11 protein-coding genes and 1 pseudogene are annotated in these 18,919 nt (G+C 69.0%); 4 read left to right on the forward strand and 8 right to left on the reverse strand.

Going from position 1 to position 18,919, the window contains the following annotated elements:
• Positions 1 to 21: 21 nt before the first annotated feature.
• A complete protein-coding gene (locus tag AMYAL_RS47255) occupies positions 22 to 750 on the reverse strand; it encodes a helix-turn-helix domain-containing protein (protein ID WP_020636679.1) in 729 nt (242 codons plus the stop codon).
• A gap of 286 nt (positions 751 to 1,036) precedes the next feature.
• On the opposite strand from AMYAL_RS47255, the gene AMYAL_RS47260 reads away from it, so the two are divergent.
• A complete protein-coding gene (locus AMYAL_RS47260) occupies positions 1,037 to 1,546 on the forward strand; it encodes an RICIN domain-containing protein (protein ID WP_051137604.1) in 510 nt (169 codons plus the stop codon).
• A gap of 33 nt (positions 1,547 to 1,579) precedes the next feature.
• Here AMYAL_RS47260 and AMYAL_RS48115 read toward each other — a convergent pair whose 3' ends face one another.
• Positions 1,580 to 3,706: a sigma-70 family RNA polymerase sigma factor gene (locus tag AMYAL_RS48115; RefSeq protein WP_020636681.1), complete on the reverse strand. Its 2,127-nt coding sequence runs from the start codon at positions 3,704 to 3,706 to the stop codon at positions 1,580 to 1,582.
• A gap of 231 nt (positions 3,707 to 3,937) precedes the next feature.
• Between AMYAL_RS48115 and AMYAL_RS49670 the strand changes: the two genes are divergently transcribed.
• Complete coding sequence (locus tag AMYAL_RS49670) at positions 3,938 to 4,090, forward strand: hypothetical protein (RefSeq protein ID WP_167336194.1); 153 nt, start codon at positions 3,938 to 3,940, stop codon at positions 4,088 to 4,090.
• 54 nt (positions 4,091 to 4,144) lie between these two features.
• Here AMYAL_RS49670 and AMYAL_RS0138755 read toward each other — a convergent pair whose 3' ends face one another.
• A complete protein-coding gene (locus AMYAL_RS0138755) occupies positions 4,145 to 4,885 on the reverse strand; it encodes a trypsin-like serine protease (RefSeq protein WP_020636683.1) in 741 nt (246 codons plus the stop codon).
• 229 nt (positions 4,886 to 5,114) lie between these two features.
• On the opposite strand from AMYAL_RS0138755, the gene AMYAL_RS0138760 reads away from it, so the two are divergent.
• A complete protein-coding gene (locus tag AMYAL_RS0138760) occupies positions 5,115 to 11,774 on the forward strand; it encodes a LamG domain-containing protein (RefSeq protein ID WP_020636684.1) in 6,660 nt (2,219 codons plus the stop codon).
• A gap of 47 nt (positions 11,775 to 11,821) precedes the next feature.
• Positions 11,822 to 12,025: pseudogene (locus AMYAL_RS48885) on the forward strand (hypothetical protein); the annotation flags it as partial.
• Positions 12,026 to 12,100: 75 nt separating this feature from the next.
• Here AMYAL_RS48885 and AMYAL_RS47270 read toward each other — a convergent pair.
• The 5 genes from AMYAL_RS47270 to AMYAL_RS0138790 are packed head-to-tail and all read right to left on the reverse strand — an operon-like array spanning position 12,101 to position 18,853.
• Positions 12,101 to 12,352, reverse strand: coding sequence for an acyl carrier protein (locus AMYAL_RS47270; RefSeq protein WP_084702263.1), 252 nt, complete (start codon positions 12,350 to 12,352; stop codon positions 12,101 to 12,103).
• 42 nt (positions 12,353 to 12,394) lie between these two features.
• Positions 12,395 to 13,663, reverse strand: a complete 1,269-nt coding sequence (locus AMYAL_RS47275) for an aspartate aminotransferase family protein (RefSeq protein WP_020636687.1) — start codon at positions 13,661 to 13,663, stop codon at positions 12,395 to 12,397.
• Complete coding sequence (locus AMYAL_RS0138780) at positions 13,660 to 15,933, reverse strand: PEP/pyruvate-binding domain-containing protein (protein WP_020636688.1); 2,274 nt, start codon at positions 15,931 to 15,933, stop codon at positions 13,660 to 13,662. Before AMYAL_RS0138780 ends, AMYAL_RS47275 begins: the two co-directional genes overlap by 4 nt.
• Positions 15,930 to 17,621: an NAD-dependent epimerase/dehydratase family protein gene (locus AMYAL_RS47280; RefSeq protein ID WP_020636689.1), complete on the reverse strand. Its 1,692-nt coding sequence runs from the start codon at positions 17,619 to 17,621 to the stop codon at positions 15,930 to 15,932. Before AMYAL_RS47280 ends, AMYAL_RS0138780 begins: the two co-directional genes overlap by 4 nt.
• Positions 17,618 to 18,853: an aminotransferase class I/II-fold pyridoxal phosphate-dependent enzyme gene (locus AMYAL_RS0138790; RefSeq protein ID WP_020636690.1), complete on the reverse strand. Its 1,236-nt coding sequence runs from the start codon at positions 18,851 to 18,853 to the stop codon at positions 17,618 to 17,620. The genes AMYAL_RS47280 and AMYAL_RS0138790 overlap by 4 nt, the downstream gene beginning before the upstream one ends.
• Between the last annotated feature and the right edge of the window lie 66 nt (positions 18,854 to 18,919).

The following is an 18,919-nucleotide window of genomic DNA, read 5'->3' on the forward strand; positions in this document are numbered from 1 at the left end:
CCGGCAGCATGTCAAACGGGCTCAGCCTGGCCGCACCGCGGGATGCCGGGCCAGATTGGCGCTGGCCAGCCGTGCGGCCCGCTGGACGGCCGGAGTCAGCGAGGAGAGCCGGCGGTCGTCGAGAACGCCGGCGCTGATCGCGGCGACGATCCTTCCCGAGGGCGCGCGAACCGTTGCTATCACGGCGAACACCGGCCGATCGGGCTGCCGGTTGTCGAGGGCGACGTGGTTGCCGTGCAGCTCCGCGACGAACTGCGCGAACGCGGCGGAGGTGATCTGGTTCGAGGTGGGTGCCGTCGAAAGCGATCCGGCCGGGTGCGTCCGGTGTCCCGGAGCCGGCCACGGCCGGTCCGCCTCACCGTACATCCAGAGGTTGGGGAGCCCCCGGTGCTCGTCGGACAGGAACACGTTCAGCCGGACGCTCGCGCCGGTCGCCGCCGCCAGTTGCCGCATCGGACCCAGCGCGGCCGTGCGCAGGACCCGGCCAGGTGGCCAGGCCGCGCCGAGCCGAAGCGTCCGGGGCCCGATCCGGTAACGCCCGGACCGGCGCTGAACCGCGCCCAGCTCGACCAGCTGGCTCAGCAGCCGGTGAGTCGTGCTCTTCGGCAATCCCGCACCAGCGGCGAGGCGGGTCAGGCCTGCCTCGCCGACCGTGGCGAGTTCGTCCAACAGCAGGAAAGCGCCCTCCAAAACGCCGCGACCGCCGGTCTTGTCGATGTCACCGCGAATTGCCTCTTGCCTGTACCGCATCACGGTCCCCCTGTGCGGCCGAGTCCGTCCTCGGGCAGAAACAAAGCCACCACACGGAGAATTATGCTGAACCAACGGCTGACCCGAATCCGGCGGACGGGCGGCTTCCAGCGATCCCGGTCGAGAGAACGCGTCGGGTCCGCTCACCGGACCGTCCTGTTCCTCGGTCACCGCCGCCGATGTCATGTTGGGTAAGTCGTCGCGAGGCTGACCGTTTCCCCTGTACCGGCCGGTCAGCGGCGTCCGGATCGGCCTTTTCCCACATCTGCAGAAAGGTGACTGGACAATGGCCAGAATCAGACGTGGCATCGGACTGGCGATGCTGATTTCCGCGCTGGTGGCGCTTTTCGCACCCGCTGTGGCACAGGCGATTCCACCGGGGCCCTACTCGGTCTGGGTGCGGCACAGCGGCCTGTGCCTGGAGGTCGAGGCCGCCGGCCTTCAGCCGGGCACCCCGACTCTCCAGTGGCACTGCCACCGTGCCAACCACCAGCGGTGGCGCCTCTACCCGGTGACCGAGGGCTACTACCGGCTCGTGGTGGAGCACACCGGCCAGTGCCTCGAAGTCGACCACGCGGGCTCACACGGTGCGCGAGCACTCCAGTGGACCTGTCACGGCGGCACCCACCAGCAATGGAGCGTGATCGACCTGCACAACGGGTTCTACCAGTTCCAGGCCCGCCACAGCAGCCTCTGCCTGGAAGTCCAAGCCGCCTCGACAGCGCCCGGCACGCCGGTCCTCACCTGGGACTGCCACGGCGGCTGGCACCAGCAATGGGGCCTCGTGCAGCTGTGACGGTCTCCCTTCCTTGGCGATGAATCAGGGGATTCATCCGGGCTCGTAGGGGTCCCATGTCACGCGGACCGTGGCCCGCTGCCCGTCGGGGGTGGTCAGGGTGATCGTTCCCGTGCTGTAGGCACCTGGGTCGTCACGGGACGGGTGTGGTTCCAGCCGGACGATGATCTCCCCGCTTCCCGATCCCGACGTCCGGTCGAGGTAGAGCCTGCACCTGGGCGTCGTGCATCCGGGTGCGGATACCGTCGCCGTCCAGGTGTTCGCGCCACCGGTGACATCGACCGTGAACCGTTCTTGAAACTCCGATGACCCGATGTGAACGGCGCCGGTGCTGGTGCGCAGCATTCCCGGACTCGGGAGCCAGCGCACCATCACCGTGCTCTGTTGCCCGTCCGGCGTGGTCACGCGCAACGGGACTTCACCACCGGTGCCGATCGGCCGGGTCAAGCGGACGGTGACGATCGAGCCCTTCCCGGCGGTCAGGGAACCGCGGGCCGGGCTGACGCTCAGCGCCGGGTGCGGGGAGGACGTCGACCACGTCAGATTCCCCTTGGTCGCGATGACGCTGAAGGTGGCGCTGGAGGCTTGCTCACCGAAGTCGATGCGTGGCGCGGTGACCCCGATGCGGCCGGGTACCTGCCAGCGCACGGGTACCGTGACCTTTTGCCCGGCCGACGACGTGACGACGATCCCGGCGCCGGGAGACGCCGCGGCGTTCGGGGTGACGGTGATCTTGACGGGCACGGTGCGCCCCGTGGCGAGTGCGCCGCCGGCCGACGCCATGGCAATCGCGGGGTCGGTGGCGATCGCCGTCCAGGACATATCGCTGCCCGCGGTGATTCCCATGGTCGCCGTCGTCGCGTAGAGAGGGAGGTCGATCACCGGCGGGGTGAGAACCAGCGCTCCCGGAGGCGGTGGCGTGGCCGGAATCAGGGCGGCGGGGACATCACCCGGCAGCGCGCCGGAACTGGGGACCTCCGGCGGCACTTCCCCCTGTTCGCCGTGCCACGGCTCAGCGCCAGGCCGCTGTCCCGGCGTCGTGGGCGTGACCAGGGCCGGCGCGGCGGTCGCGGATGGCTGGGGCGACGGAACGCCGCCGAGAAGGCTCTCGATCCCGGCTTTCGAAGGAATCACCAGGAGCAGCGCCAAGCCTGCGACAGCAGGAACGGCCGCGATCGACCTGCTCAGGACGCGACGCCCTGCCGAGCGCACATCGCGCGGACGCGCGGCAATGTCATGCTCGGCGGAAACGAGTTCGACATCGACGTCCGGATCGGCATCGCGAAGCTGCCAGAAGCCCCCCAGCGTGAGCGCCACGACCAGCGCCGGCTTCCAGTGCGCGCGAAACAGATCGCGAACCTTGTCGTACTCGGCGCACTCCGCGCATCGTGTGGCGTGGTTATCGAGAAAGCTCGTGACTTTCTTGCACAAGTCGGCAGGCATGACCTCGGAGTCCGAGACCACATGACGGGCTTCTTCGAGAATCGTCTTCAGCCCTTTGCAGTTCCAGCCCTTCCCGAGGTCCCGGACCAGCACCTCTGCCTCGACAGCCTTGGCCAGCCTGGTCACCATGCGACGAGTACGGCTGTAGACCGTCTGGGCAGGTACTCCCAGCTCGCTTTCCAGCTGTCGAATGCCGACCCCCTGACGGAAACGCAGGTCGTAAAGTTTTCTCTCGTTCTCCGGCAGTGTCTTCGCGATGAGAGCGACGAGCCGAAGGATCTCCTGGCTGATTTGACTGTTCCCGTACTTCTCCTCAAACGACTCGGCCGACGCTGCACGAGAAGCCTTTTCCGGTACAAGCCCATCCACGATCTCGCGCGAACTCAGCTTGTGAACCTTGAGCAACTTACGTTTGAGAATCGTCACCAGCCAGCGTCGAATCGCTTGCGGGTCCTCGATCGCACTTAACCCTTTCCAGGCGTCGAGGAATGTGGACATGACCACGTCCCGGACCGAGTCCGCGTCCAAGCCCGAAGTGGATCGGCCGTATCTGATCAAGTAATCCGCGTGCGACATCATGATCCGCTCGAAGGCAAGGGCACGGCCACCCTCTGGAGCGGCGTTGAAAGCGATGACCTCCCTGGCGAACCCGCGGTGCTCGTCATGGGAACCGGCCGCGGCCGGTGTCGCGCTCGTCCGATCATGAACATGCGTCACAGCATTCCTCCATCAAGCGGGTCTGCGTTCACGGAGTAGGTGCGCCGAAAACCGGTTCCCTTCCCCGATTACCCAAGACTTCACTCGATCGGTTGATCCATAGCCCGTTCGGGTGTCATCGGCATTGCGCCGCCGATTTCGGGCAGACCAGCGGCCTTCCGCACACATACAGACATGGACCACACGAGCCGACAACGAATCATCGTCCTGATCATGCTCTGCGTAACCATCATGACCGGCAATCTTCTGATCGAACCCGGATCGGTTCGCGATTTGCTGCACCTCGCGGGGGCACCCGCGGCCGAACTGAGCGCGATAGTGCTGATGAGCGCTCTCGAACGCCGGAAGCGGAAGAGTGGCCGCCTTCCCGAGAAGCCCGAATGACCGCGCACGCCGAACCTCTGCGGACACACCGCTCGTCGGCCGTCCGGCGCCGGATCAGGTACCGATCACCTTGTGGATCTCGGCCACTACGAGGGAAACGTTGCCCGCCCCCGCGGTGTGATCCCGGTCCGAATCGTTCTCCACCGCGACGATGGTGTCCCGCTCCCCCCGACCGGTGGCCATCACCGGTCCGCCGGAATCACCTCCACCGGGAATGCCGGTGACCCAGCCGAGGCACAAGTCCCGGCCGTCCCCGCCGCCGGGCGGGGTGAACCGTTCGCAGCGCGGCTGGTCCGGAGCCAGCACCTGCTGGTCGGCCTCCTTGAGCACGTCGGACTGGCAGGTGGTCTCGTCCTCCCGGCATGTCGCGCCCCAGCCGTACTGCCGCACGATCTGTCCGGGGTGCACGGAGTCCGGGGCGGGCAGCCGGGCAGGCATGACATCCATCGGCGGCACCTTGATCAGCATCATGTCCGCGATCCCGACACCATGAGTGCTGCCGGGCACCGGACGGACGACCGTACCGTTCCGCTGGTCGAGGGCGCCCACCCGGAACCGGATGCGGGAATCGTCGATCTGCTCGCCCGCCTCGAAGAAGCAATGCGAGGCACTGAGGATCCACTCACGGCTGATCGCGGTCGCGGTGCAGAAGGGCGTGTCGTCGACCACCATCCGGACCGCCCATGGCGCGTAGTCGCTGACCGAGCCGCCGATCACCGCGGAAGCGCCGGGAGCGGGCACGACCGCGCCGAGCGCCACCAGCACGACCAGACTGCTCGAAGTACGAAGTTTCATCGCGCGCTCTCCTCGTTCTCAGCCGTGTGATCCCATTCTTACTGCCGCGGGCGCTTTCGGGAAACACACTGATGCCAAGCCACCTCCCCGAATGGGTTCAATTACCTCATCGGGGAAACGGTGCGTGACTCCTCATTCATCAGTGCGGGGAGATGTCCCCTGGTTTCGAGCGCAATAACATGACACTTCCCATAAAAGATTCCTTCGCCCAGCTAGCTCAGGGATGGTCATGACGTCCTCGGAACAATCCTGGCCCTCGCCCGACTGCAACGGCATCCCGGTCGTGGATCCGGTCGGGCTCAGTATCGCGGGAACGGTGGTGGTCCTTGCCCGAAGACCCGCCACCGCGGTGGACACGCTGTACTACAACGTGCGTATCTCCGGCGCGGATCCCGGCGCACCGGACGAATGGGCGGGCTGGAACGAACTACGCCTGGCCGAAAACGACCTCCCGGCCGCGGAAAGCCGCCCACTGCTGCGGATCGCGGGCATGGACCTGATCACCGTCGGCGCGGCCGCCGCCGTCCCCCGGCCGGCGGACGCGCCTTTCCGCGCCGTCACCGACGGCCGGTACATCTCGTGCTTCCGGCAATCCGCCACGGGCAGTCTCTACGTGGACCGCTTCGCGCTGGTGCAGGCGCCGCGGCAGCGGACCAGCGGCTCACGTGACGGCGAGAACCAGGGCGGGTGGCAGCTGCGACGGGTGTGGGAGGTGCGTTACCGGCGCAGCGGACGCCGTGACGCGCCTGCCGGTCCCGGCGACGAACTCGGCTTCCGCACCATGAACGACGAGCCGTTCCAGGAACCCACCATCGAACTTCCCGCCCTGTCCGGCATCACCGGCGGCGGGTTCGACGTCGCGCTCGCGCCCACGTCGGAGGCCGACGTCAGCCGCTGGCACATCGTGGCGGTCACCGGCGAAGTACTCACCTTCGTGTCCTACCCCCAGGACAGCACGGGCGGGATCGAACTCGACCCGGCGCTCACGCACCGATTCACGATCACCCCCGCACTGTGGAACTCGGGCAAGAGCACCACGCTGACACCGACCGCCGGGGTGAGCGCGAGCCTGTACGCCGAGCAGGAACGGACCGGTGCGGCGCCGAACCTGCCGTCGAGCCTGCGCCGGGCCGTCCGGCTGGGTGTCACCGTCCCGGTCGCCGGCGCCGGACTGCCGGGAGCGCTGGCCGTCTACGACTTCGGTGTGCTGCCGGACGGCACCGTCCCGGCGTTCCCCGCGGGCATCGGTTGCGTCCTGATCGACGGCACGCTGGACCACGGCGGTTTCACTCCGGCCGCAGGCGACCACCCTGTCCCCGGCAAAGCGGTGCGTTCGGCCGGATCCGGCACGGTCGGCGCCGTTCTGCTGGGGACGCCGAGGCCGGCCGCCGCACCCGCCGTCCTCGACAGCGCCGACGGGCTCGTGCATTGCTACTTCCCGGAACGCACGGGCTCATCCGGCACCGACGCGTTCGCGGTCGCCCACTACGACCCCGCGGTGACCAGGACCCAGATCACCTTGCCCTGGACGACCGACGACGACCGGACCGGCACGTTCACGATGATCGCCCGGCGCAGTGGCAGCACCTTCGACGATGTCGAGGTGACCGTCGCGCCTTGTGTCCGCGGTGGGATCACCGCACCGGATCTCTGTGACGTGACGATCGACTACGGCGCCGCCGCCGGCCTGCCGCGCGAGAACTGGGGCGGGCTACCGCGAGACGTCCGGACCATGGTCTCGATCCTCAACGGGTCGTTCTCAGACGACCCCGCCGACAAGGCCGTCCTGTCCGGGGCCCGGCCGTTCTACGACTTCCTGGGCCACCAGCCGTCGGCACGACTGCCCTTGACGTCGGCGGGCAGGCTCGAACTGATCTCCCATCGCCCCGACCTGCCCTTGTCCAGGGTCGAGGTCACGGCGGCGGCGAGAGGTACCGTGGATCTGACCCTGAGCTACACCACGGCCGCCGGTTTCACCGCGGTGCAGACCTGGCGGACGGTGCCGGCAGGCACGGCCAACGCGGCGCTGATTCTCGGCGGTGACGCGGATCCGGGGACCTACGGTTATCAACGCCCGCCCGCGGACACGCCCGTCTACGCGTTGAGCACCACCGGCGGCAGCATCCTGCTCGTAGGCAAGACCACCGAAAACCTGTCATTCACGATCTCGCCGGCGGAGGGTGACCCGGCACACTGCGCGGTGTCCCTCGTCATCGGCGCGGGACCCGAGGTCAAGCTCGACGACGTTCCGCGTGACCAGGCGGGCTTCGTCGCCCGCTTGCGGTCGTGGAGCAGCGCCCAAGCCGTGTTCGGCCACATCTCCCCCGACCCGAGACCGGGGCCGGTGGCCGACCAGGAATTCACCACCGCGCTGGATCTGCGAGGCGGTTCCCTGCTGTTCGATGTGCTCGAGCCGGTCACCGTGGGCACTCTGGCGGTCGGGCAGGTCAGCGCGGCCGGCTGGCGGAAACGTACGCTCACCCCCACCCCGCCGGACGACACCACCGGCCGGGCGATGCTCGCCCTGACCGCGGTCCTGCCGGAAGCCCCGCTGTTCGGCCGGGAACCGCGGGCGGTGGACGGCACGAGCACCAGGACGGTGACCGGCGACAACGGCAAGTGGCTGGCGGCGCACCAGGCGAAGGCGCTCAGGCTCAGCGGCTCCCAGGCGATGAGCGTCGCGCTGAGCAACGCCCAGCTGGCGCCACGGCGAACCTGGACCATGGAATCCTGGATCCGGCCGGAGGGCAGCGACCCGGCGACGGTCATCACCTACGACAACGGTCCGGCGAAAGACGTGGGCGAGCTCTCGCGGTCGTACTACCTCGGCGTCGCGGGGCTGCCCACCGTGCGATTCGGTGCGTTCAAACAGAAGAACAACGCCAAAAGCTCCTACCTCGCGGTGCCGTCGAACCCGGTGTTCACCCCCGGCCCGGCCGGTTTCACCTGGGAGGCCTGGGTCAAGCCGGACCCGAAGCCCTGCCCTGAGGCGAACCGGCTCGGCAGCATCCTGCAGGTCTGCGACGCCAAGAGCAAGAACGCGCCCTTGGTCAATTTCGGCCTCGACGCCGGACGGCACCTTTCGCTGGGCTACCAACGGCAAAGCCACAGTTCGAAACCGGTCTACCTCACAGCCGCGACCCCGCTTCCCTCCGGAGTTTGGACACATGTCGCGGCGACGGGGTCCTGGCACAACGGGATCTGGACGCTGCGGATCTACGTCAACGCCGTACTGGCAGGCACCGCGCAGAACGTCCAGCTGCGATCGCCGTCGAAATCGACTTCCCCGTCACTGGCCATCGGCGCGCGGATCGGCCCTCACGTCAGTGTGTTCGGCGCGCTCTCGGCGGTGCGCCTGTGGTCGTTGCCCAGGACGGCCGAGGACCTGCGGTACACGATGGCGGCCTCGCTCGGCGGGTCCGAACCGGGACTGGCCGGGACCTGGTCACTGGCCGAGGGGCACACCACCGACAAGTCGGTCTTCGCCAACCACGCGACCGCGACCGGGTCGGCCCTCGACGCGCAGCTCAAGCTCTCCAAGGATCAGGCGGTCCGCTCGAGCGACGACAACCCGTTCGTCGGCATCGTCGCTGGCGTCGGCGGCGCGGCGCCCGTCCATGCCTTCGCGCATATGCGTCCCCGCGAGTGGAACCATGTCGCCGTCGCCTATGAGGCCGCCGGTGCCCTGAATCTGAACCTCGCGGGCTCCGCATCGGCCCGGCCGGCCTACGGGATCTGCGACGAACCCGGCGGTCTCACGTTCGACCGCGAGTTCAGTATCGACGGCTGGGTACAGACCAGCGACTCCACGGGACTGCAGCGGACCATCCTGTCGCACTGGGGCAAGTCCGGAAAGGACCAGTCCTTCCGGCTCGCGCTGACCGCCGACGGCTGTCCTTTCTGCACCGTCGGCCTCGTCAATCCGGCGACGGGCGGCCGGACCCAGCTGACCGTGCGGAGCCGGGCCGGTTTCCCGGACTGGGCTCCCTTGCACCTCGCGGTGACGTTGACCTCCGCTCAGGTCACGGTGAGCGGCAAACAAGTCCTGCGGTGCGTCCTCACGATCTACGTCGACGGCGCCGCGTGGGGAACGGCGCAGACAACCCTGAGCGGGACCAGCACGGTGACGTCGGTCGACTCCGCGGCGCCACTGACGGTCGGCATCGGCACCCCGCCCGCGAACACCGGCCGGGTGGCCCCGGAAGCGCAAGCACGCTTCGCGGGCTCTCTGACCGGGCTGCGCTTCTGGTCGACAGGCTTGTCGGCAGACCAGGTGCGGTCGGTGATGCGACGCGAACAAGCCGCCGACGCCGATGACGGCGTGGTCTCGGCGTGGTGGTTCGCCGAAGGTTCCGGTGACGTCGCCGCGGATACGGTGAACGACAACGACTTCCGGCTCACCGACACGGATCTGTGGGGCGTGATGCAGAACATCGCCCGCTACCGGTGCTATCACGACGGCCGGTTGGTCGGCTTGGTGATGCCCGCCCCCGCCGACGAAGTAGTCGGCTACCGCGGCTACGACCAGTGCACCGTCGGCGCCTCCGCGCGCACCGCGGGAAAGTTCCAGGACAGCATCAACGGTTCGCTGGCCGAGGTACGGCTTTGGGACTCCGCACGCACCACTTCCCAGATCACGTCCACGCTGTACCGGAAGCTGAAGGGTGACGAGGCGGACCTGGTCGGTTACTGGTCACTGGACGGCACCAGCGCGGACCTCACCGGGCGTGGCGCGAACGGGCATCTCGTCGGCGCGCCCCGCTATGTCGGTTCCACCGCACCGGTCGCCGATGAAGGACCCCAGGTCACCAACGTCTACCAAGGCTCGCGGACCCGGTTCCAGCGTCCGCTGTCCGGCAGGGCCGCCGTGGTCGAGTACCCGGAGATGGAGACACACGGCGACGGCACACCGTACGCGGTGATGCGCCGCGCCTACTTCTTCAAGGACACCACTCTCAGGCTGTCCACCGCCTACGGCATGGGCGAGACGGATCTGGTGTACCTGGGTCAGGTACAGACCCGCCCCACGTTGACCGGCTACATCGAGGGCGCGCCGCCGGTGCCGAGCGAAAACCTGTCGCGCCCGCTCTACGACAGCCCCTTCGGCTACAACTCCTATCAGGACGCTTCCACGGTCACCTTGCGGTCCGAAGAGAGCACATCCGTCAACTTCACCTCGTCCGACTACCGGACCCGGCTGAAGATGGAAATCGACGCGAAAGCCGGGGTCGCGGCGAAATGGGCGGACAGCGCGACGGTGTTCGCGTGGACGCATCTGCTCACCGGCGGCACCGGGAAGGTCGGTGTCCGGCACAAATCGAACCTGGAGATCGCCAACCAGCACGACGAGACGTACCTGTCCGCGTGGACCCGCACCACGACGGACACGCTGGGGCTGAGGGGAATGTGGGAACCGGCTCAGGCGGACCGGTCGGACTATCTCAACCCTGCGGTCGGCCGCCGGTACCAGCCGCTGAACCTCGGCTACGCGCTCGTCGAGTCGATGACCGCCGACCTGTACGCGATGCGGCTGCGCTCCACCGGCGCGATGATCGGCAAGATGGTGCTGCCGAATCTGGGCATCCCGCCGGATCGCAACATCATCACCTTCCAGATCGACCCGCGGTACGCGAAGAACGGCACCCTGGACGGGAAAGTGGGACTGGTCAACGACCCGGACTACCCGCAGGCCGACGTCACCAGGGGCAGCTACTTCAAGCCCGCCGAGGCCTACCGCCTGGCCGCGAAGATAACGGCGTCCGACAAAGCCATGCGGAGCAGGTACGACCAGTTCAACGCGGAGAGCCGCGGCGAGGCGGGCGAAGCCGGTCTGGACCGGGTCGAGCACAAGCAGTTCTACGACTTCGGCCAAGACATCCCGACGCGCGGAATCGCCAATCGCTACGTCTGGACGGCGTCGGGCGGCTTGCACACGGAGACCGAGCAGTTCTCCGCCGTCCACGAACGCGTCTACACGGGATTCGACGACTACACGCATCTGACCGGTCTGTCCGGCGAAATCACGTTCACCGCCCAGGTCGGCCTGTTCGGTTCGATCGACGCGTTGTTCGGCGGGCATCTCAAGGTCCAGGTCGGCAAATCGGAGAACCGGTCGCGAGGTCTGTCGCTGGCTGTGACCTGTCCGGGCGATCCGATGCTGCAGGGCTATCGCCCCGGCGACGGCTACACCCCCGGCTATTGTCCCGGCAAAGTCGAGGCCTACCGATTCATGTCGTTCTACCTGCCCCCTTCCGCCGACAACAGCGACACCTTTTACCACCAGGTGATCGACAAGGAATGGCTGAACTCCAGCAGCGACCCGGACGCGGTGGCCCTGCGCAACGTCCAGTTCACCGGGCAAGGCGCGTGGCGTCTGCTGCACCGGGTCACCTACGTCAGCCGGGTCCCACCACAGTTCGACACGAATCCCGACCAGACCGTCGCCCCCGAACCCGTGCGGGCGATCGACCTGGCCGACAACCCGTTGCTCATCGAACTGGTCCAGGACGAAGTGGCCGCGAAGAACCCCACCCCCGCCGATATCGGCACCGGGGTGGCGAACGTGCTGGCACCGTTGGACGGCCACGCAGCCTCGAAGCTCGGGAACCTCGTCCCGTGGTGGGCGGCCTTTCTCACCGCGACCAGGCAACCGAAGCCCGACCCCGCGAAAGCTGCTCTGATGAACCGCATCCTGACCGACACCGTCGCCTACTTCCAAGCCGGCTACGCCTCCGGCTTGCTGCCCAGACAGGAACCCGATGCCGGCGGGCGTCTCGTTCCGGCACCACGAACATCGGAGCCGAGCCTGCCACCGTCGTCGCCTGCGCCGGAACCGACGTCGTTCGGCCTGCTCGTCGAGCGTGCCCCGGATGGCCGAGATGCCGGGTAAGCAGCAGGCGGTCGTACCCGGTACGGGTTCGTCAAGCGAAGCGAACATGGCCACCCGGCCGCACCGACACCGCGGGCGAACCGACCATGTCGACGAACCCGGTCATCGACTACCACCTCATCTACGCGCTCGTGCTGATCGTGCTCGCCGCGACCGCCTCCGGGAATACCTGGGGATTGGGAGAACGCTGGACACGACTGTCCTTCGTGGACCGCAACCGGTGGCTCAGCCGACCTCCCGGTAGACCTTGATGTCGCGAGCGGTGCCGAGTTCCCGCCGAACCAGCGCAAGCGGATACCTGCGCGGCCGCTTCACGCGCGACGATGTCATCGCACCGGTTTCTCTTCCTGCGCCAGGTCCGCTTCGATCAGTGCGATGGCCTCGGCGAGCCTGCTGCCGAGAACCAGCTCGCCGGGATCGACACCGTACTTCTCACTGATGACCACGGAAAACACGGCGAGCGCGAGTGAATCGAGGCCGATCTCCGCAAAGGTCGCTTCGGGTGTGACCAGCTCCGGCGGGATTCCGAACTGATCCGAGAGCTGACCGGTGATCAACTGAAAAACCGGAGTAACCACGTTGTCCTCCCTTTCCGACGGAGATCGACATGCGGCTCCTGGCTAAATCGGCAGGCGCAGGGCCGGTCCGGTGGACCCGGTCGCCACCGTGCGGGCGGCGCTGTCCAAGCGCTCGATCACCGCTCCGGCTTGAGCCGGGGTGATGATCAGCGGCGGCATGACGAGCAGCGTGCTCGGCGCGTTGTGCGCGACCGTGGCCAGGACGCCATGGTCGATCGCCGCACGCATCAGCGCGAGCCCCCCGTGCTCGTCACGGGTCTCCAGCGCCAGCATGAGCCCGAGCCCGCGCACCTCCGCGAGCACCGACGGATGGCGACCGACCACCTCCGCCAGCCCGGTGCGCAGGACGGCGGCGGTCGCGCGAACCTGGTCGAGCAGCCCTGGCCTGCTGACCTGTTCGACCACCGCACAGACGACGGCCGCGGCCAGTTCCCCGCCGCCGAAGCTGGACGGATGGAAGAACGGATCGTCCGCGAGCGACCGCTGGATCTCCTCGGTGAAGCTGCACGCCGCCACCGGATAGACGCCGCCGGACAGACCTTTGCCGGTCACCAGCAGGTCCGGTCGCACGTCCCAGTGTTCGGCGGCCCAGATCCGGCCGGTCCGCCCGAGGCCGGACTGGACCTCGTCGAGCAGCAACAGCGCGCCGGACTCGTCGCAGCGCCGCCGTACCTCGGCGAGGTAGCCATCCGGCGGCAGCACCACGCCCGCCGAGGCCGGGATCGTTTCGAGGCAGACCAGCGCGGTGTCCTCCCCCACCGCCGCACGCAAGGCATCGATGTCACCGAAGGGAACCCGGACCACGTCTTGTTCCCGTGCCGAAGGCCCTGGGCCTTCGCTCATCGCCAGCGCGAGACCGACCTGGCCGTGATAGGCGCGCTCGGCGCAGACCACTCCGCGACGGCCGGTGGCCAGCCGGGCCAGCTTGCCCGCGAACTCGATCGCCTCGCTGCCACTGGCGGTGAAGAAGCTGTACGGCAGGGTTTCCGGCAGCAGGCAGGCGAGGGCGGCCGCGGCCCGGCCACGCGGCAGGGACGGCAGCATCCAGTCACCGATGTCACGGGACTCCAGCGCGTCGCGCAACGCCGCGGTGATCGACGGCGGGCGATGACCGAAGTCGAAGACACCGCCGGCGCTGCGGCAGTCCAGCAGGACACGGCCGTCGTAGGTATGGATTTCCGCACCCGCGCCGCCCGCCTGAGCGGGTACCCCACCCATGGCCCGGTACGCGGCGGCGCGATGCGGTGAGAGATTCCGTTCCAGCAAGGTGAAAGTCTCGGCGGTGTGGTCCGCCCCCGAATAACCGGTCATGACAGCACGGTCACCGTTCCCTCCGTTCCGTCCACCCGCACGAGTTGCCCGTCGCGCAGTCGCTCGAGGACGCCTCCCACCGCGATGACCGCCGGCAGCGAACGCTCGCGGGCCAGGATCGAGCCGTGGGACAGCAGGCCGCCCTGTTCGGTGACGAGACCGCTCGCCGCCAGGTAGGCGGGAGCCCAGCCAGGGTTGACGCTCTGGACGACGAGAATGCCGCCTGCCTCGAAGTCGCCGATCTCGGCGACGCTGCGCAGGATCCGGACCGGCCCCTCGGCCACCCCGGCCGAGCAGGCGATGCCGGTCAACGTGCGCCCCCGCACCGGAGACGGCCGCACGGGCATCGCGCCCAGCGCGGACGGCGGCTCCCAGTTGCGGAAGCAGCGCGCGTGCTCGCGCCGCATCCGGACGCGCGCCTTGAAGTCACCGCCCTCGAGATCGTCGTCGAGGGCACGCAGGACCTCGTCGAGGGTCAGCCAGAAGACGTCGTCCGGCGCGTCGAGCAGGTCCAGTTCCGCCCAGCGGCCGCCCAGTCCCAGGCAGGCCCGGCGCAGGATCCGGTTCGCCCGTGTCGCCGAGACGCGGAGCACCTCGCGGGTACGGCTGTACTCGCGGGCGGCGCCGAGCACTCCCCGCAGAACCGGGGTCCACGGCCCGGCGGCACGCAACACCCGGCGTTCCTCCTCGGCACGGGACCGGGCGTGCTCCGGCGGGACCGCCCTGGGACCCGCCTGCGCCGCCCGCACCGCGGCCTTCAACAGCAAAAGGACGGTTCCCGGATCCTCGTCCCATCGGGGACGGGCGAGCTCGTCGTCGCCGTCCGCCAGGTAGCCGAACTCCTGCGACAACGCCGCCAGTCCGGTGCCGAGGCCGTCGGGCAGCGCCTCGGTCTCGGCCGCCGCCAGCACCTCCTCGGCCATGTCGGCCGCCTGACCGGCCAGCTCCTCCAGCGCCCGGCCCGCCGCGCCGGTGGCCAGCGGCCCCAGGCCGTCCATCAAGAGCAGTTCACGGGGCGGCTCGTCCAGCCGGCCGCCGACCTGCTCCAGCAACGCGCGCAACAGCTCCTGCAACTGCTCGGCCATGAACGAAACTCTCAGCGACTGCCGGTAGGTCCGCTCGTGCAGCCGCAGCGCGCCGTGGAACTCGGTGCGCAGTTCCGGGTCCGCCAGATCCGCCCAGGCGACGGCGAGCCAGCGCCGATCGCGGCCTGCGTCCCCGGCCTGGTACGCCATGGCCTCGCGCAGGATCCGCCGGTGCTGCCGCCACACGGCGAGAACGATCTTCGGCACCCGCCGGATAGTGGCGGGTGCGGGAGACCACCGCTCGCCCTGCCCGTGGTAGCCGGGGACCAGGCCGAGCCCCTCGTCGAACGACCGCTCGATGTAACCGGGGAGCTGCAGCAGGGTCTTCTTGAACTCGTCGACCCGCCAGTAGGCGTGCCCGTAGCACCGCCGTCCCTCGACCACCGGGCGGCCGGGCACCTCGAGCCCGATGTCCCGCAGGAATTCCGTGAGGGCTTGCGGAAACACCCGGCCGAGGGTGATCGACGCGCTGAGCGGGGTGACCAGGCCGGGCATGGTCTCCCGGAAGTTCGCCGAGGTCCATTGTCCTGGCAGGGGCTGCCAGCGGGCGGCGGTGACCGGCCGGGCCTGGAGCAGCCACAGCCGTTCGTCGTCGAAGGCCCACTCGAGGTCGCACGGGTAGCCCAGCCAGCCTGCGACCGCGCGCACCAGCTCGATCACCGCGGTGGCCTCGTCCTGGCCGAGCCCGGACCCCGCCAGGGAGCCGCGCAAGCGACCGGTCAGCAGGGAAGCGCGCAGGGTGGCCGGGGTGACCTCGCCGTCGGTCAGCGCGTTCCCGCGTCCCGGCACGGACTCGATGACACAGGTGCTGTCGTCCCCGGTGAGCGGATCGAGGGAGAAGGCGACCCCGGCGGTCTTCGCGGCGACCAGTGCCTGCACGATCAGCGGTATCCGCCCTAGCTCGTCCACCACGGCGGCCAGCCCGGTCGTGCGGACGTCGAGCCGGGTGTCGTAACGACCGGCCTGCGACTCGTCCGAGCCGTCCTCGTCAGGGGCGGAAGAGCGCACCGCGAACGGGCCGGGGCCGAGAAGGCGTTCCAGTTCCACGGAATCCGGCGGTTCGCCGGGCAGCAGGACCACCCCGGCAGGCACCGAAAAGCCTTGCCGGATGGCGAGGCCGAGCATCCTGGCCTTGCCGCCCACCTCCGCCGCCGTCAAGTCCGCCGCCTTCGACAACTCGATCATGACTGGACCTCCTCCCGCGCGTGCGCCTGCCGTCCGGCGGACGCGCGCACGACCCGCAGCACCGCGTCCCGGACCGGCGTCAAACCGCCGGGCGCCAGGGCCACGCTGGGACCGGCCACCGGGATCACTCCGGCCACCGGCGGCAATACGGCGCCTGCCGCCTGGTCCTTCGCGGTCCGCGCGATCGCCCGGCGGACGACGAGAGGATCGGCGTTCCCGTGAAGGCACCCGAGCACATGCGGGGGCGGCGGCTGTCCGGTCACCGCGAGCAGCCCGCCTGATCGACGTCGCCGGGCCACCGGTTCGGGCCGGACGAGATAGGGCGGCATCGACGACCGGGTACTCGCGTACCGGATCGCCGCCGCCAGCGCCGAGGCGACGGCCTCGCGGTCCGCGCGGCCACGCCGCCCGGTGCTGAGCCCGTGCCCCGGCAGATCGACGAGCACCACCTCGACGCCGTGCCGGGCGAGCGACATCGCGAGCGGAGTGCACCACCGCGCGTGCAGCCCCGGCCCGGCGGACACGACCACGGTGCCGAGGCGAACCCCCTCGGCTGGATGCACCTCCAGGTGGACCGAACCTGACGGCACCGGCCGCTGCACGTGTTCGAGACGGCCGAGAGCCTTTTCGAGACCACCTGACTCTTCGACCAGGGCTCGTATCCCGCCGACGGTTTCCACCCATCCGGCAAGGATTTCCGTCGCGGGTTCGAGTGCGCGCTCGCAAGCGGCTTTACCGGACAAGGCATACCGGGCGGGCAGTACCGGACGCCCCTTGTGCAGCACCATGATCGCGGCTGCTTCGGACGAGGTGAGTGCGGGCGCCCAGCCCGTGGCCGCCCGGAACCTGCTGCCGTCGACGCAGGTGTCCCCTGGCACCACCCACTGCCCGGACGCCGGGAACAGGCCGAGCCGGAACAGCACGTCGGCGATCCGCCTTGCCGGTTTCTCCGGCACGCCCGCCAGCAGCTGGCCATGCATACGGGCCAGGTCCCGCGCGCTGATCCAGTCCTGCGTGCCGAGGTTGTACGGGCCGACGAGGGAAAGCTTGGCCGCCCGGTGGAAGGCGTCCGCGAGATCGCGTTGGTGCAGGAACTGATAGCCCGCCCGGCCGGCCTCCGGAAGCATCAGGACGGGTGCGGTCAGCGCGTCGATGCCGTCGTTGCCGAAGCTCGGGCCGATGACGTACGGCGAGCGGAGCAGGGCGATCGCCATCTCGCCGGGATGCCTGCGCAGCCACCATTCCGCGTAGTGCTCGACCTCGGCCTTGTCGTAGAAGTAATAGTGATCCGGGCTGCCGCTGGGAAAGACGTCCTCGTCGACGAGCTTGGGCAGGTCCCCCACGCCGTAGGCGTTGACGCTGGAGGCGACCACGAGGCGTTCGACCCCCGCGCGGGCGGCCGAATCGATCACATTGCGCGAGCCGCGCAGGTTGATGTCGTGGATCTCGGCCTTGTCCCGGATCTCCTCCACCACGAAGGCAAGGTGCAGAACGGCCTCACAGCCGTCGAAAACCCCGGCCAGTTCGGGTGATCGCACGTCCAGCCGGCGCGACCGGAGCTTCGGATGGCACAGCCGCGGCGGCCGCCGCCCCAGCCCGATCACCTCGTCGATCTCGGGATCGGCGCACAGGGCGGGCAGGATCGCCGCGCCGAAGTCGCTGGTCGCTCCGGTGACGGCAACTTTCATCGAGGCAGTTCCGCGGCGACGTCGGCGAACGTCTTCACGGCGCGATCGATCTGCTCACGGGTGTGCGTCGCCATCACGCACAACCGCAGCAACGCCTCGGACCGGGCGACCGCGGGGAACATCGCGGCGCTGGCGAACAGCCCGCTGTCGAACAACCGGCGCCACAGGGTCGCCGCACGAAGATCGTCGCCGACCAGGACCGGCACGATCGGGGACACGATCTCCTCGCCGCTCGGGAGCCGCGACGGCTCGCCGACGTCGAAACCGGCGTCCCGCAGCCCTTCCCAGAGCTGGCGGGCGTTGGCGAGCGTGCGCTCGGCGATCGCCCGGCCCTCTTCGCTGCGCTGCAGGCGGACGGCCGCGAGAGCGGCGCCCAGCGAGGACGGGACGGCGGCGGTGGTGAACAGGAAGGACCGAGCTCCGGCCCGCAGCGCGTCGATGACGTCACGGGAGCCCGCGACGAACCCGCCGGTGGAGCCGAGTCCCTTGGACAGCGCCCCCATCTGGACATCGACGTCCGCGTTGACCCCGAACAACTCGGCGGCGCCGGTGCGCCGCTCGCCGAGCACGCCCGCGCTGTGCGCCTCGTCGACCAGCAATGCCGCGCCGTATTCGCGGCACAGCGCGGCGATGCCGTCGAGCGGAGCGAGATCCCCCTTCATCGAGTACAGGCCGTCGACCGCGACGAGTACGCCGCCGCCGTCACCGGCGGCCCGCTTCAGGGTGTCCTCGAGCTTGTCCAGCCGGTTGTGCCGGAACATGCGGATCTTCGCCCTGGACAACCGGCAGCCGTCCAGGATCGACGCGTGTGCCGAGGCATCCACCACCACCGTGTCGCCGGGGCCGACCAGCGCGCCGATCGCGCCCAGATTGGCCTGATAGCCGGTGGTGAACACGATCGCGGCCTCGGTCCGGTACCAGTCCGCGATCTCCGCTTCGAGCGCGAGATGGAGATCGATCGTGCCGTTGAGCAGCCTGCTGCCGGTGATCGTGGTGCCGTAGCGGTCCAGCGCGTCGCGTGCGCCCTGGATGACCGCGGGATGCTCGGCGAGGCCGAGGTAATTGGCCGAACCGAGCATCAGCGCCTCGTGGCCTTCGATGTGCACGACCGGCGCGGTGGTGGATTCGACGACGCGGAAATAGGGCGCGTGATTCTCGGATTCGAGCGCGCGCAAACGGCCGACCGACTCGTCCTCACCAATGCGATCGATGACATGATTCGACCTGCTCACAATCATTCTCCCTGAAATCGGGCATGCGATCGGAAATGCCGTCCAACTCGGACAATATGATTTCTC

It is taken from the genome of Amycolatopsis alba DSM 44262 (genome assembly GCF_000384215.1).
GTDB lineage: Bacteria > Actinomycetota > Actinomycetes > Mycobacteriales > Pseudonocardiaceae > Amycolatopsis > Amycolatopsis alba.